A 14,636-nucleotide genomic window follows, 5' to 3' on the forward strand; every position below is an offset into this window, starting at 1 on the left:
ACACTCCCTACAAAACCGCCCTAACTTTCTGCTATGCTAGCTTTGGTTGTTGAAGATGAACCCCTAGCGGCCCGCCGCCTCACTAGCCTGCTTCAGAAGCACGCCGCGCCCGTCACCATCCTCGGCCCGGCCGAATCGGTGGCGCAGGCCGTGGCGCTGCTGCAAGCCGGCCCCGCGCCCGACGTGCTATTTCTGGATATTCACCTGGCCGATGGGCTTAGCTTTGAGCTGTTTGAGCAGGTAGCGGTAACGTGCCCCGTCATCTTCACCACCGCTTACGACCAGTACGCGCTGCGCGCCTTTAAGGTGAACAGCGTAGACTACCTGCTCAAGCCCATCGATGAGGAAGAACTGCGCCTAGCCATCGTAAAATTGCGCCAGCGACTAGCCGAAACCGCCCGTTTAGCGGCCGAAAGCCCGGATTTTAGTACAAAAGGTTCGGTTTCCAGTACAAAAGTCAATTCCGAAAACGCCGCCACGCCAGTCCTGGATGCCGCCACGCTGGCGGCGCTTTTGCAGCAGCTGCGGCAGCCGGCGCCCGTGGCCAGCTACAAAGCGCAGTTTGTGGTGCGCGTGGGCGAGCACCTCAAAGTAGTGCCCGTGGAGCAGGTGGCGTACTTTTTTAGCCTCGAAAAAACGACCTTGCTCCAAAGCACCGACGGCCGCAAGTACGTGGTAGACTACACCATGGAGCAGCTCGAAAGCCTGCTCGACCCCACGCACTTTTTCCGCCTCAACCGCGCCTACCTGGCCCGGCAGGCCGCCATCCACGACATTATTCACTACACCAACTCGCGGCTGCAAACCATTCTCCGCCCCGCTCCGCCCGAGAGCGAAGGCCCCATCCTGGTGAGCCGCGAAAAGGTGAGCGTATTCAAGAGCTGGCTCGACAGGTAATGAGCAATTAATAATGAGCGATGAGCAGACCGAATAGTGCAGGCGGCTCATTGCTCACTGTTAATTGCTCATTACTTCTTTAGCCGCCGCAGCTCCAGCGCGAAGCCAGGTAGCACGGGTTCGCCGCTCAGGGCTTGGTCGAAGCCCACGACTGGTCGCACCTGCTGGCCTGGCTCAAAGATGAAGACCGACTCGCTGGCCGGGGCGATGAGCCAGGCGAGGCGAGCGCCGGCTTCCAGCCAGTGCTCCATCTTGCGCATGGTGTCGGTGAGGCGGTCGGAGGGCGAGAGCAGCTCGGCTACAAAATCGGGGCAGATGCGGGCGAAGCCGCGCCGGTCGTCGGTGCTGAGCGCATCCCAGCGCGCCTAGGCTATCCAGCTGGCATCGGGCGAGAGCATGGCCCCGGTCGAGAGCGTGAAACCGGCCGACGAGTCGAATGTGCGACCTAGGTTATACTGATGGTTCCAGTTGGCTAGTTGGCCAGAGAGCTCGGCGTTCAGCGCGCTGATTTCGGTGAATATGGGGGGCATGACCGTGATTTGACCATCGCGCTCGCGCTCTATGCGCAAGTCGCGGTTATCGAGGCAGAATTCAAAAAAATCAGCTTCACTAAGTCGGTCAAGTACGGCGGATTTTAACTTTATGCTATACATCAGCGGGTAAGGTTATTGCTGTAGCAAAATAGCCAGAACAGGCTTAGCAAGCCGCCGCGCCTAGCCCTCCAGCCAGCTCTTGACGGCGCCGGCTTTCTCCTTGCTCACCAGCACGTCGTCGGGGCCGGTGGGGGCGGGGCTAAGCTCGACCAGCAGCTTGCCGCCTAGGTGCGGCACCAGCCGGCGCACGGCGGGCAGCTGGGCCAGCAGCTGGCGGTTGAGCCGGAAGAACTGGCTCGGGTCGAGCAGGCGTTCGAGCTGCTCGAGGGTGTAATCGACCACGAAGCGGCGGCCGTCGTGGGTGGCCAGCGTGGTGGTGTCGTGGCGGCTCTGAAACCAGGCGGCTTCGGCGGTGGGCAGCGGCAGCAGGTTCTCGCCCTGGCGCACCAGAAAGCGCGTTTTATGCGGCCGCTGGGGGCGGGGCAGCGCGTCGAGCAGGCGCTCTAGTGAAAAATTATGAATTGAGAATTCTGAATTATGAATGGAGTCTGTAGTATTGGTAGGCTCAATTTTGAATTCATAATTCATAATTTTTAATTTAGCCAAGGCGGCTTGCAGCTCGGGCAGCTTGAGGGGTTTGAGCAGGTAGTCGATGCCATTGGCCCGGAAGGCTTGCAGCGCGTACTGGTCGTAGGCGGTGGTGAAAATGACCGGGCTGCGCACCAGGGTTTGGGCAAACACGTCGAGGCTGAGGCCATCGGCCAGCTGAATATCGCTCAGGATGAGGTCGGGCGCCGCATTAGCCGCCAGCCAGGCCAGCGCCCCGGCCACGGTGTCGAGCACGGCCAGCACCTGGGCCGTGGGCGCGGCCAGGGCCAGCAGCCGCTGGAGGCGCTCGGCGGCCGGGTACTCGTCTTCGAGAATGAGAATGCGCAAGGGAGTGGAAAGCTGGGAGGTAAAAGTTAAAAATAGGCTTTCTCACCCTTTAGCACCAGGACGCACGCTTTTGGGCGTAAACCATAAGCTCTTAACTCCTCTTACGCGGTGGGCAGCAAGGGCAGCACCACGGCAAAGATGCCCGCCGCCTGCTCCACGGCTACCGGCGCGGGTGCCCCTAGCAGGGCGTAGCGCTGGCGCACGTTGGCCAGGCCCGTGCCGGTGCCGGGAACCAGGCCGGCGGGCCGCGGCTGCCAGGTGTTTTCGACGCGCAGGGCGGTGCCGGCAGCATCGACCACGAGGCGAAGGTGCAGCGGCCGGGCCCGTGAGGCCTCGTTGTGCTTGAAGGCATTCTCGACCAGCACCTGCACGCTCAGCGGGGCCACGTGCCGACCTAGGGCGGCGGGCGGCACGTCGTAGTGCACCAGCACGTTGTCGCGGAAGCGCACCTTTTGCAGGGCCACGTAGGTTTGCACGAATGCCAGCTCCTCGGCCAGCGGCACGGTGGGGCGCTCGCGGCTAAGCAGCACGTAGCGGTACACATCGGCCAGGCCCTCCACGTAGTGCTGGGCGGGCTCGTTGGCGGGCTCGATGAGGGCGGCCAGGGTGTTGAGCGAGTTAAACAAAAAGTGCGGGTCGAGCTGCTGGGCCAGGGCGTCGAGCTGGGCCTGGGTTTGGGCCTGGGCGAGCTGGTCGGCGCGGTGCTGGTTTTCCTCCCACTGCTGAAACGAGTGGCGGCTTTCGTACACGAGCAGAACAACCAGCGTAGGCACCAGGTTGATGGCCGCGATGAGCAGCAGCGCCGGCGGCGACGTAGTGCCGCCGCCCGGCACCAGCCCCAGCCCCAGGGTGAGCAGTACCGTGGCCAGACTAGTGTACGCTACGCTGCTGATACCCAACCACCAGAGTCGCTGCCGCGTTTGGGCTACTTGCGGGTAGCGGCGCTGCAATTGACGCCAGATTTCGCGGTTGCCCAGCCCCAGCACCAGCGTGTACACCAAGGAGCACAGCCAGGCCACGCTGAAATGCGCCACCGACTGCAACGCCCACGGGCCGCCGTTGGCCAGCGGCATTAGCAGGCTGATGAGCACCAGCCCAATCAGCGTCAGGCGGCGGTCGCGCAGGGGTAGGGCGGGGGGGAGCGCGGCGGCGGGCATAAGCTAGCGGCGCCGGGGTAGCGCCGCCACAAAGGTGCGAATGGCCTGCTGCGCCAGGGCGGGCTGCTCTTGCAGCAGGTTGTGCCGGCCGGGCAGCACCAGCACGCGCTGCCGCGGAAAGCGAAAGGCCCGGTAGGCGCGCGGCCCGGCCGTGTAGTCATCGTGCCCGGCCAGCACCAACGTGGGCATACCTAGGGCAGCCGTGGCCGGCGCATAGTCGCGCCCGTAGTCGGGAAAGTCAAAGACGTGAGCCGCAAAATCGCGGTTGCCGGGCTGCGGCTGCACCATCCGGCTGGCGCGGGCCGCCGCGGTGTCGAAGGCGTATTGGAGCTGGTAGAGCCGCTTTTGCTGACCTAGGGCCTGCAGCACGGCGCCCAGGCGCTGCGGCAGGGGCGCGGTAGGCGGCAGCGGGGGCCGGGCAGCGGCGGGTAGCAGGCTGTCGCCGTAGTGCACCATGCTTTCGAGCGAAGCCACGGGGTCGAGCACCGCGTTCACCAGCACCAGCGCCTGCACCCGCTCGGGGTAACGCTGGGCATATGCCGTGGCAATGACGCCCCCAAACGAGTGCGCCAGCAGCACCCACTGCCGCAGCCCCAGCCGGATGCGCAACTCCTCCAAATCCTGCACCTGGCGGGCCAGCGCGTAGGCTCGGCGCGGCGACGAAGCCGAGCGCCCGCTGCCGCGCTGGTCGAGGTAGATGAGCTGCAGGCTGCTTTCGAGCGGTTGCAGCCCTAGGTGCTCGAGGCCGTAGCTGCCCGCGCCCGGCCCGCCGTGCACCACCACGCACGGCACCCCGCGGCCCGCGATTTTCACGAACAACTGCACCGAATCGGAGGTGCGAAACGCCAACGGACCGGGGGGCAGCGGGGCGCGCTGCTCATTCAGTAAGTGAGAGGCGGGCCCCGCCAGCGCCGCCGCGTTTACGAGTAGAATCAGCGCTGCCACAAGGGGCCTGAATGGGAGCAGGATAAAGTTAGAAATCAGCACGATAAGTATACTGGTTACGAAGTTGCTCGTGAAAATGGGGTAGGGTGCGGGGCTTGCCCCCGCCCGGCGTTGTTGAGCAGCGTATTTCTTAATTAACGCTGGGCGGGGGCAAGCCCCGCACCCTACTGCGCGGCGAGTGTAGCAAGCAAACCTGCCCTAGCGCCCCCGCCACAGCGGCTGCCCGGCCAGCGCCTGCCCGAATAGCATCGCCACGGCCAGCGCATACAGGGCCGCGCCGGCCCACGTCAGGGCCGGGGCCTTGGTTGGCTGCCAGCGGCTTAGGGCCCAGCCCAGCACCGGGATAATTTGCAGCGCGTGCAGCCCCAGAAAGTGCGCGATGCGCAGGTCGCCCGCCCGGGTGCTCCAGCCCAGGCCCGGCCAGCCGGGGCCGCCGTCGGGCGCGCCCACTGTGTGGCCGAACTGCCGAATCATGAAGCCGCCCACCAGCGCGCCCGCTATCGAGAGCGGCAAACCCAGCCGCACGCCCCAGCCGTAGCCCGCCGAGCCGGGCAGCGGGTAGTGCCACACCACGTACACCGCCCATAAGCTAAACAGGGTGTTGAGGACGATAAAAATGCCCATCGCCGCAAATAGCACGGTGTTGAGCGCCGACGACGTGTTGTAGTGCGAGGTTTGCCCCCGCGCGGCCTGCACAAAAATGACTGCCGTCTCGACCGTCATGCTCAGGGCCACGCCCCACCCGATGGCCGTCACCGCCGGCCGGGCCGCCCCCGGCAAGCCCGCCAGCAGCCAGGCCAGCGTCCAGACGAAGAGCCCATCGGCCACGGCAAACTTGAGGGGCTTGAGCCACGCCGGCGCGCCGGTTACGAGGCGGTGGTCGAGGGGCAGCAGCCCCAGGGCCACCACCGCCAGCCCCACGTGCAGCCACCCGGCCCAGGCCAGCGCCGGGCTGGTGTGGTGCAGCGCCTGCACGGCCAGCGCGCCCCGCTGGCCCAAGGAGAGGTCGGCGGCCAGAGCCGACTGAATAGCGGGCGTAGCCAAAGCGGGCACCCCCGCGAGCAAAAGCGATTTCATAAGTTAAGCAATAGAAGGTTTCGCAAGGGCTTTTTGACCTAGGGCCGCCCGTGCTCCGCAGTACACCAGCAGCCCCACCGGGCCCAGCAAAAAGGTGAGGGCTAGCGCCGGCACCAGCGCCCAGTGCGGCACGCCGCGACGCTGGGCATCGCGCACCTCCCAGGCGCCCACCCACAGGTCGAAGCATAGGTAATGCACCCAGCCCGCCAGCAGCGCCCAGGGGTCGTGGAAAAGCGCCGCCACTTGCGCCAGCGACCCAAAGCCGCCCTCGCTGCCGTGTGCCCCTAGGTAGTGAATTGTGATAAATACCGCGTAGAGCACCGCCAGGCCCAGCGGCCACGCGCCGCTCAAAACCAGCGCCCGAGTACCGCGCCAGCGGGGCGCCAGCACCAGCAGCGCCCAGCCCGGCAGGGCCAGCGCATTGGCCAAAGAAAATAAGAAGTCGGGGGTGATAGTCATCGGTTTACGTGCTATGTTTATATAGGCAAACCTACATGCCTGTACAGGCACTCGCCAGCCCAATCGGGGCCAACCGCCCTAGGGGGCGGGCCAAGCCGCCGTTTGGCCGGGGTGAGGCGCGGCCTGGCCCGCCGGCCCGCCGCCTTTTACCAGCTTTCTCACCTCCCTTTTCCGTTTGTGTATGCTGCCTTCGCTTTGGTTATTCGCCCTCAGCGCGGCCCTGGTGGGCTCGCCCAAGCCGCCCCGTACGGTGTTCAGCGGCCACCTCGCCAATGCGCCGGCCGGCGACACGGTGCGGCTGTTTGTGGGCGAAAAGCGCGTGAAAGCGCCTCTGAGCCCCAGCGGCGACTTTCGGTTTGAGTTCAACGACCTGCCGGGCGCTACCCCCACGCCGGTGCACTTCACCTACGCCCGCCAGAGCACGCGCCTCTACCTGCTGCCCGGCGACCAGCTGCACCTGACGCTCGATTTTAAGGACTTCGATAAGAGCCTAGTCTACAGCGGCCGGGGCTCGGTGGCCAACAACTACCTGGCCCAGGCACTCTGGAAATTTGAGTTCGGCCCGGCCGACGGCGCGCCCCGGCCCACTGACCAGCTCAAGCCCAGCACTACGCCCGCCGAGATGCGCCGCAACGCCGACGCCTTTCGGCAGCAGCGCCTGGCTTTCCTGGCCGCCTATGCTAAGGCGCACCCGCTGCCCGCGGCCGCCCGGCGCGATGCCGAGTTTGCCATTAATATTCAGTGGGCCACCCAGCTGCTCAACTACGTGGGCTACCGCCGCGCCAACGCCGCGCCGACCGAGGCCGCGCCCAGCGAAGTAGTGCCGCCCGCGTACTTCGATTTTTTGCAGCAGGCGCCCCTGAAAGAGCTGAGCCAGCACCTAGGGCGCGGTATTGACGAGAATACCGCCGTGGCGCAGTTCCTGTACGCCTACCAGGACCGGCTGGCCCCGTCGGGCACGCTCAGCCCCGACCCCGCCGCCGGCCCGGGGCTCTACCGCCTGGCCACCTCGGAGCTCGGCGAGGGCAAAGCCCGCGATATGGAAATGCAAATGCTGATGATGTGGAAGCTCGAAAAAGACTTGCCGGGGGCGTTGGCCCTGTACCCCACTTTCCGGCTGCACAACGCCGATTCGGCCCTGGCCCGCACCGTGCGCCGGAGCATTGCGCAGCGCCAATTGCTGGCCGTGGGCCGGCCCGCGCCCGCTTTCGCGCTGCTGGATAATACGGGCAAGCAGGTGTCGCTGGCCGACCTGCGCGGCAAGGTGGTGTACCTCGACTTCTGGGGTACGTGGTGCGCGCCCTGCATGCACGAAATGACGACGTTCAGCCACGACCTGAAAAAGAAGTTTGAGGGCCGCGACGTGGTTTTCGTCTATATCTCCGTCGGTGACCCCGAGGATAAGTGGCAGAAGACGCTGGCCGAAAGCCACTTCACGAGCCCAAACAGCGTGCACCTGCGCGAGCCCAAGGAAACGTCCGCGTCCGTGGCGTACCAGGTCAATGAGTACCCCACCTACTGGCTCATCGGCCGCGACGGCCGCATCATCGATGCGCACGCGCCCCGCCCTATGGAAGGCGCCAAAACGGTAGCCGCCATTGAGCAGGCCCTGGCGCGGTAGGCGGCCCTGCATTGCCGGTGCGCGGGTGCAACGGCCGCGCGGCGCGTCTGGGCTCCGCTAGGCGGCCCGCGCCCTTGCGGAGGAGCCAGGGTGGTAGCCGCCCGCCAACATTATGGTGTTGGCACGGTTTAGGCTGGCTATAAGCACAACGTAAGGGACCGGGCTACGAACCGGGCCAGTGCTGGTTTTGGAGTATTTTTGTATTTAGTGTCAAGTTGTTACTGTTTTAGGTGGTTGGCGGCGGTGCTGGTAGCCGGGCTGCCGGGGGTGCTGCGCGCGCAGGAGGTCTCGGCCACCGTGAAAGTGCCGTTGCGCACCGAGATGCCCCCCGACACGGTGCCCGACATCCCGGAAAAGGCCCCCTATTTTTCGCACCGCCGCCTGGTTGTGCAGTACGACTCGCGCTACTCCATCATCAACGGCCAGTTTTGCACCATCAATGGCCTCAAGCTGGGCATGGAATGGCGCGGCCGGGTGCGCACCGGCGCGGCCGTGTACTTTTTGAGCACGGGCATTCCAACGCGGCAGCCCCTGCCCGACAATGCGGCCGACGAGGCCGATGCCGAGCTGCGCTTTCGCTACCTGGCCCTGTACACCGAGTACGTGGTGCTGCACAACACGCGCTGGTCGCTGAGCGGCAACCTGCAGGTGGGCCTGGGCTCGGTGCACGTGCGCTACCTCAACGATTCGACCAATATCTATGACCGCACGCCCAACGACTTTTTGGGGGTTATCGAGCCCTCGGCGGCCGCCCAAATGCGGCTGTTTCGCTGGGCTTCGCTGGGCGCGGGGGCTGGCTGGCGGCTGCCGGTGCTGGTGGCGCCCACCATCCGGCGCGAGCTGGGCGGGCCGGTTTTCTACTTGAGGGCCAATATATTGCTAGGCCCCCTGCTGAAAGTGGCCAGGGGTAAGGCCCGCCTCTTTACCCAGGAAGGCCTGCGGGTGCGGGGCCTGAACCCCTACACCCGCGACAAGTTTTACGGCAGCAAAACAGCGCAGGAAGACGATAAGTAGCAAACCAGCCGGGCAGCTGCTACCGCGGCGGGGTGCCGGCGGGCGGCGCCTGGGGCAGCTCGTACAGCGTCGCCTGCAGGGTGCTCGTGCTGCGGTGGTAGTGCTCTACCCGCTGGCCTAGGGTGCCGAGGTAGGTATTCAACAGCCAGCCCGGTTTCTGGCGCGGGCTGAAGTACCAGGTGGGCTGGCCCACCATGTCGGCGATGCCATCGAGCATGTTGGCGTCGTACACGTACCACAGGCGGTTCTTACCCCGCAGCGAAGTAAAATCCGGCTGAAGATTGCGCAGGTAGTCGGTTTGGCTGACCGATTTGTTTTTGACGTAGCTGCCCTCCACCGCCGTGAATTTTAGCTGGTACGCCTCGTGGTAGTACTCGTAGGCGGGGCGCATGTTCCAGTACACGTACACGCCATCGCCGGGCTGCACGTGGCTGTCGAGGTATAGCATGATTTCGCGGTAGTACGACTGGTTGTAAAACCGCTTGGCTCCTAGCAGCGGCTGCATTACGTTGGCCAGCGAAACCGTCAGGAGCACCACCACCACCAGCGGTTGCAGCCACCCGCCCACCCGCGGCCAGCGGCCCAGCTGCTGCACGCCGTAGGCCAGCACTAGGGTGAGCAGGGGCGCCAGAAAAAGCGTAAAGCGCTCGTAGAAGGGGTACTGCTGCACCGCCGACGCGGCCAGCGCCAGCGCTACCGGCAGCAAAAACAGCAGCAGCCACTGCCCGCGCTGCCGGCCGAGGCGATACGCCCCCAGGCCAAGCAGCGGCAAGGCTACCCAGCCCAGCTTCAGCACAAACTTGGTGAGCGGGGCGTACTCCACTAGGTCTACATCAAGCCGCAGCCCCAGCGGCAGGTCTACCAGGTCGTAGGCCCGGGCCGCCAGCCAGCGCAGCGCGGCGCCCGCGCCGCCGAGGGGCAGGTAGGCATCGTACCTGACTTTGAAGAAGAAGGTCAGCCATTCCGACTTGTGGTACTTGCTCACAAACAGCACGTAGACCAGCGCGAAGCTGAGCAGCCACAGGCCGCAGGGCACGAGGTAGCCCGCCAGCTTTTTCCAGTCGCGCTGCACCAGCGCCGGCAGGCAGATGGCGATGCTCATGCCGACCAGCACGAAGATGGCCGAAAATGAAAACCACAGCAGCAGCCCGCCGCCCAGGCCCCAGGCCAGCCGCGCGCCCAGCGTGGTTTGGTGGTGGTACTTCACGTAGAGCAGCAGGGCTAAAACGGTGGCGCACAGCTCACAGCTGTACTGCTTGGCCTCGACCGAGTGGTACACGGCCGGCCACGCCAGCGCCAGCACGCCCACCGCCAGCACCACGCTCCAGCCGCGCAAAAAGTGCCGCGCCACCGGCACAAAGGCCACCAAGCTGCCCAAGCCGCACAGCAGCGAAAACAGCCGCAGCGCGGGCTCCTTTTTGCCCAGCAGCAGCACGCTCAGCCGCGAGGCCCACAGGTAGCCTAGGGGTGCTTTTTGCTCGTAGTCAAACGGCTGCGTAGCCAGCTGCCAGAAGTTAAGCTTGATGATATTGACGTTCAGAAACAGCTCGTCAATAAAAAAAGAGCGGTTGTTGAAGAAGTGAAACAGCCGGAAAAAGAACCCTAGGCCCAGCAGCACCAGCAGCAGCCGCTGTTGCAGGGCCTGGGCGCGGGCGTCGGCGGTGGTAGCCAGGGCCGCCACCGGGGCGGGCTCGCCGAGCAGGGTAGCCGGCGCGGAGTAACGAAGCAGCATAAGGCGCAAGGAGTGACGAGCAAAAACAAAACCGCGCCTGGGTGCTGCCGCTGCCCGCAAAAGCAGCCGCAGCCCCCAGGCGCGAGCCCCCGAAATGCTTAGTGCTGGTTGAGGTTGTAGTGGTCCTCCAGCAGGTAGCTGAGCACCGGGATTTTAACGAACATCAGCACTACCAGCAGCGCGCAGAATAGCCCCACGTAGAGCATAAACCACTTGCGGGTGTACAGCTTTTCGGAGCCCTGCACCGGCGAGTTGTCGAGCAGCCCAATGCGCAGGTACCACGCAAACAGCAAGGCAAAAAACGGGAAACTGAACAGCAGCTCGACCCGGTTTTTGACCAGGAAGATACCTAGGAAAAACGCCGACGTGAGGGCGTAGAAGAACATCGAAATCAGCAGGCTGTGCTCGGTGTAGTATCGAAACGACTTGCGGTAGAGGCCCGCCAGCTCGGGGTTGTTGATGAGGCGGAACTCGGCAAAACGCTTGGTCGCCATCAGGAAGGCGCCGCCCATCCAGTAGGCTACGATGATGCTCGACGGGGGCAGGCTGTTGAACAAGGCCACGCCATCGAACGCGCTGACCGACAGCGCCGGCGCCACGATAAACCACCCTAGGGCAAACCGGATGGGGTTGTTGACCGACTCGGACAGCACGTCGAGGTACACGCGCTCCTTGGTGCGGAAGGGCCGCACGTTATACATCACGCCCATGAAGAGCAGGAACATGGACACGACCAGAAACTGCACGCTGATTTGGTAAGCCAGCAAAAAGCCCACCAGGGCCAGCCCCAGCCACTCGGCGTACACAATGACCGGGTTCACGACGCGTACCACCGACGTGCGCTTGCTCTTGAGCGGGTGAAACTTGTCGAACTCGGCGTCGAGGTACTCGTTGATGACGTAGTTGGCCGAGGCTACCAGGCAGGTGCTAACTATGCCGAGCACCAGCTTCAGAAAGAAATCGGCATCAAGCGGGGTGCGGTAGATGATGAACGCGAACAGCACGCCCGGCATCATAAACACGTTTTTGGCCCAGTTATCAGGCCGCGCAATGGCTACGTAGTCTTTGAGCCCGGCCGGAATGGTGGCCGCGGGTGCCGCGAGGGCATCGGTGGCAGAAGTAGAAGCTTGATTCATGAAAGGGTAAAAAGGTTAGACGGGGTAAGGAAGCGCGGCGGGCACGGCAGCCGCTACTGAGCGGGCCAGGTCGTGGTAAAAAGTGAAGTGGTCGAAGGGTTGGGGTGGCACAAGCAGCCAGGGCATGCCGGCGCGCTCGGCGCACACGCCGTCGAGCTCGGCGCGGTCGCCCACAAACAGGCACTCGGCGGGCGCCCGGCCCAGGGCCGCCGCCACGTGCAGCAGGCCCTTCGGGTTGGGTTTTAGCTGGTCGATTTCGGGGTCGGTCGAGCTCACCACGCTGTCGGCCCGCAGGCCCAGAGCCACCAGCTTGTCGTGGGCCGGGTAGTCCGAGTAGATGCCCACCTGGATGCCGCGCTGCCGCAGCGCGTCGAAGAAAGCCCCGGCGCCGGGGTAGGCGCAGCTGCCTAGGTACTGGTTGGGGTGGCTAAACATCCAGCGGCCGACCACCGCCCGCACCTGCGCCACCGAGAACTGGCTGCCCTCGGCGCACCACGCGTACTGGGCGTTTTCCAGGTCCGGCCCCTGGTGCCCCGGCCGCTTTTCGCGCTCGGCCCGGAAGCGGCGCAGCAGCAGCATTTCGCCCAGGCGCCAGGGCCGCAGGGCGTAGTAGCTCAGCAGGTCGAAGAGCATGCGGCGGCGCAGCTTGCTTTGCGCGTAGAGCGTGCCATCGACATCAAAAATTACTGCTTTAATGCTAGTCCAATCTAATTCCTGCGCTGGGGTCATAAAACCAAAACTAGGTATAGCACTAGTGATTAGCACTATACTCTAGTTGGCATGATAGCCGGGAGGGGTCAAAAGATGAACTTTTGATGAATACAAGCAGCTAGCAGTAAGCTGATTATAAATTATTAAAATTCGTATTATTTTTTGGTTTTTTGGGGAAAACAGGGCGCTTCTGCTACCTGGTCGGTAGCAAAATAAGCTCCTCAAAAGCTCGTGCCTGCTATAGCTAAGTAGGTGTGCAGTATGCCCATAATGCTAAAAGCAAGGGCGCCGGCTGGCCCGCGCGTGCAGGGCCAACTGGCGCCCGGTAGCTACCTAGGCCGCGCGCTACTTGCCGGCCACGTAGGTGAAGCCGATGGTGAGGTTGCCGTTGCCGGGGGCGCGGCCCTCCACGGCAATGCTCTCGTAGGAATACGAATAGGCGGTCGTGAGGCCCAGGTTTTTGGTGAGCGTGAAGGTGAGCCCGCTGGTCAGGTTCACGCGGTAGTCGCCGAGGTAGTCTTGCAGCGAGGGCTGGTAGTACACCAGGGCCGTGAGCACCACCGGGCCCTTGCTGCCGCGCAGCTTGAGGCGCGTGGAGCTGCGCGGCACCTCGCGCCGCAGCCCTAGGAGGTACTGGGTGTTTTCGTATAAGAAAAACTGACTGACGCTCACCTCGTTGCTGAGCGTGTCGGCGTAGAGCTGGTAGCCCGCGCCCACGCCCGTAACCAGGCGCTGGGCAATGGCGCGTAGGTTGCTTTGCTCGGCGTTGCCGAGCAGGTAGTACTTCACGCGGCCGCGCTGGTAGGTGGGCGTGACGAGGCCCACCAGCTCGCGCTCGCGCAGCAGGCCATCCTGCTTACCATAGCTGAAAGAGAGGGCCGTGGGCAGCAGCCAGTGCTCGCTGAGCCGGAAATTGCCGGTGTGGCTGGTGGTGAAGTACACCCGCTCGACGGTGCCCGTGCTCAGGATGCCGGTGAAGGTGGCCGTGTAGCGCACGCCGTTCTTCACGGCGTAGGTCTCAAACTCGGACGAGGGCAGCCCGCTCGCCGCGTTAGCGGTGGGCGGTACGGTGGTGGTGGCCGCCGAGTCGGGGCGGGCGGTGGTAGTTTGGGCCTGCGCGCGGCCGGCGCCCCCGGCGCTAAGCAGGAGCATTAGCCCAGCTACCAGCCAGCTCAACTGGTGCTTCTTCGGGCAAGGGGTACTGGCTAACGGATGCTTCATGCCGGGCAAAACTACCCCCGCGCCCGCGCTTAGTCGGCCGCTGCCCGCACGGTAGCCGCCCGGTCGAGCTTGCCCGAGGCTGTGGCTTCGAACGCGGGCACGTACACCAACGCCCTAGGTACCTCGTACTTGGCGAGGCGCGCGCGCAGCAGGCCTAGTACTTTTTCTTCGGTGGCTGGGGCTAGCGAAGCGCCTTCTACATAAGCCGTTACGGCCTGGCCCAGGCGCTCGTCGGGGTGGCCCGCCACAAAGACGCGGCGCGACTCGCCCACCTCGGCCAGGGCCACGTCGAGCACCAACTCTACCTTCTCGGCCTGCACTTTTACGCCGCCCGAGTTTATCACAAAATCGACCCGGCCCAGCCAGTCAAACGTGTGCTTGTCGAGCAGCTCGATGCGGTCGTTGGTGACGATGAGCTCGTCGTTGGTGACGTCGCCGCGCACCGTGAGGCAGCCACGCTCGTCCTGGCCTAGGTGCAGGCCGGGCAGCCCGCGGTAGTGGGGCGAGGCGTCGGGGCCGTTAAGGCGGCGCAGCGCCACGTGCGAGGCCGTTTCGGTCATGCCGTAGGTGAGGTACACCGGCACCGTGAGCTGCTCAATCTGGCGCAGCAAGCTCGGCGCCACGCCCGCGCCGCCCACCAGGATGGCGCGCATCTTATTGAGCCGGTCGGCGCGGCCCGCCGCCAGCAGGGCGCTCAGCTGCAAAGGCACGAAGGCCGCAAAATCAAACTCCGCCTCGGCGCTTACTTCCGTAAATGGGTCGGCGTGGGGCTCCACCACAGTCAGGTGCAGGTGGCGCTCCAGGCCCCGAATCAGCATCATTTTGCCCCCGATGTACTCGCAGTTGAGGCAGACCAGCGCGCGGTCGCCGGGCCCTAGGTCGAAGTAATCGCCGGTGCGGGCGGCCGACGCCGCCAGCTGCCGCCGCGTGAGTACGATGAGCTGCGGCTCGCCGGTGCTGCCTGAGGTGCGCTGCCCAAACTCCTGGGCGCCGCTCAGCCACTGGTGCAGCAGCTCCAGCACCCGCGCCTCGTAGCCGTTGAGGCTGGCGGCGGGGTCGGGCGTTTGCCGCAGGGTATCGTAGCTAAATTCGCGGCCGTTGAGCAGCAGGGAGGTCGGGAGGTTGGGAGAGGACATG

Annotated in this window: 13 protein-coding genes and 1 pseudogene; 3 read left to right on the forward strand and 11 right to left on the reverse strand. The window is 64.7% G+C overall.

Features of this window, described 5'->3' with window-relative positions; all coding sequences use genetic code 11:
- Nucleotides 1–33 precede the first annotated feature (33 nt).
- On the forward strand, nucleotides 34–897 hold the full coding sequence (locus ACFSDX_RS21175) for a LytR/AlgR family response regulator transcription factor (RefSeq protein WP_382317212.1): 864 nt from the start codon (nucleotides 34–36) through the stop codon (nucleotides 895–897).
- 71 nt (nucleotides 898–968) lie between these two features.
- On the opposite strand, the pseudogene ACFSDX_RS21180 reads toward ACFSDX_RS21175, so the two are convergent.
- From ACFSDX_RS21180 to ACFSDX_RS21205, 6 genes and pseudogenes are all read right to left on the reverse strand, one after another.
- A pseudogene (locus tag ACFSDX_RS21180) lies at nucleotides 969–1,550 on the reverse strand (Uma2 family endonuclease).
- A gap of 60 nt (nucleotides 1,551–1,610) precedes the next feature.
- The gene (locus ACFSDX_RS21185) at nucleotides 1,611–2,426 is read right to left on the reverse strand and encodes a LytR/AlgR family response regulator transcription factor (protein WP_382317214.1); all 816 of its coding nucleotides are present in this window, start codon (nucleotides 2,424–2,426) and stop codon (nucleotides 1,611–1,613) included.
- A 101-nt stretch (nucleotides 2,427–2,527) separates the two neighbouring features.
- Nucleotides 2,528–3,583 (reverse strand): sensor histidine kinase, encoded by a 1,056-nt coding sequence (locus ACFSDX_RS21190; RefSeq protein ID WP_382317216.1) that lies wholly within the window; start codon nucleotides 3,581–3,583, stop codon nucleotides 2,528–2,530.
- 3 nt (nucleotides 3,584–3,586) lie between these two features.
- Complete coding sequence (locus ACFSDX_RS21195; protein WP_382317218.1) at nucleotides 3,587–4,528, reverse strand: alpha/beta fold hydrolase; 942 nt, start codon at nucleotides 4,526–4,528, stop codon at nucleotides 3,587–3,589.
- Nucleotides 4,529–4,726: 198 nt separating this feature from the next.
- On the reverse strand, nucleotides 4,727–5,605 hold the full coding sequence (locus ACFSDX_RS21200) for a hypothetical protein (protein ID WP_382317220.1): 879 nt from the start codon (nucleotides 5,603–5,605) through the stop codon (nucleotides 4,727–4,729).
- Between the two features lie 3 nt (nucleotides 5,606–5,608).
- On the reverse strand, nucleotides 5,609–6,064 hold the full coding sequence (locus ACFSDX_RS21205; protein ID WP_382317222.1) for an ABA4-like family protein: 456 nt from the start codon (nucleotides 6,062–6,064) through the stop codon (nucleotides 5,609–5,611).
- A gap of 181 nt (nucleotides 6,065–6,245) precedes the next feature.
- Here ACFSDX_RS21205 and ACFSDX_RS21210 point away from each other — a divergent pair, with 181 nt between their 5' ends.
- Both ACFSDX_RS21210 and ACFSDX_RS21215 read left to right on the forward strand, forming a co-directional pair.
- A complete protein-coding gene (locus tag ACFSDX_RS21210; protein ID WP_382317224.1) occupies nucleotides 6,246–7,685 on the forward strand; it encodes a TlpA family protein disulfide reductase in 1,440 nt (479 codons plus the stop codon).
- 234 nt (nucleotides 7,686–7,919) lie between these two features.
- On the forward strand, nucleotides 7,920–8,699 hold the full coding sequence (locus ACFSDX_RS21215) for a hypothetical protein (protein WP_382317226.1): 780 nt from the start codon (nucleotides 7,920–7,922) through the stop codon (nucleotides 8,697–8,699).
- 19 nt (nucleotides 8,700–8,718) lie between these two features.
- Here the strand turns inward: ACFSDX_RS21215 and ACFSDX_RS21220 are convergent, their stop codons facing one another.
- From ACFSDX_RS21220 to ACFSDX_RS21240, 5 genes are all read right to left on the reverse strand, one after another.
- Complete coding sequence (locus ACFSDX_RS21220; protein WP_382317228.1) at nucleotides 8,719–10,431, reverse strand: hypothetical protein; 1,713 nt, start codon at nucleotides 10,429–10,431, stop codon at nucleotides 8,719–8,721.
- 98 nt (nucleotides 10,432–10,529) lie between these two features.
- Nucleotides 10,530–11,567, reverse strand: a complete 1,038-nt coding sequence (locus ACFSDX_RS21225) for a UbiA family prenyltransferase (RefSeq protein ID WP_382317230.1) — start codon at nucleotides 11,565–11,567, stop codon at nucleotides 10,530–10,532.
- A 15-nt stretch (nucleotides 11,568–11,582) separates the two neighbouring features.
- Nucleotides 11,583–12,296 carry an HAD family hydrolase gene (locus ACFSDX_RS21230; protein WP_382317232.1) on the reverse strand — a complete coding sequence of 238 codons (714 nt, stop codon included), beginning with the start codon at nucleotides 12,294–12,296 and terminating at the stop codon, nucleotides 11,583–11,585.
- Between the two features lie 327 nt (nucleotides 12,297–12,623).
- On the reverse strand, nucleotides 12,624–13,430 hold the full coding sequence (locus ACFSDX_RS21235; RefSeq protein WP_382317234.1) for a DUF481 domain-containing protein: 807 nt from the start codon (nucleotides 13,428–13,430) through the stop codon (nucleotides 12,624–12,626).
- Between the two features lie 98 nt (nucleotides 13,431–13,528).
- Nucleotides 13,529–14,635 carry an AMP-binding protein gene (locus ACFSDX_RS21240; RefSeq protein WP_382317236.1) on the reverse strand — a complete coding sequence of 369 codons (1,107 nt, stop codon included), beginning with the start codon at nucleotides 14,633–14,635 and terminating at the stop codon, nucleotides 13,529–13,531.
- Nucleotide 14,636: the final 1 nt, after the last annotated feature.

Source organism: Hymenobacter bucti (genome assembly GCF_042681145.1).
GTDB lineage: Bacteria > Bacteroidota > Bacteroidia > Cytophagales > Hymenobacteraceae > Hymenobacter > Hymenobacter bucti.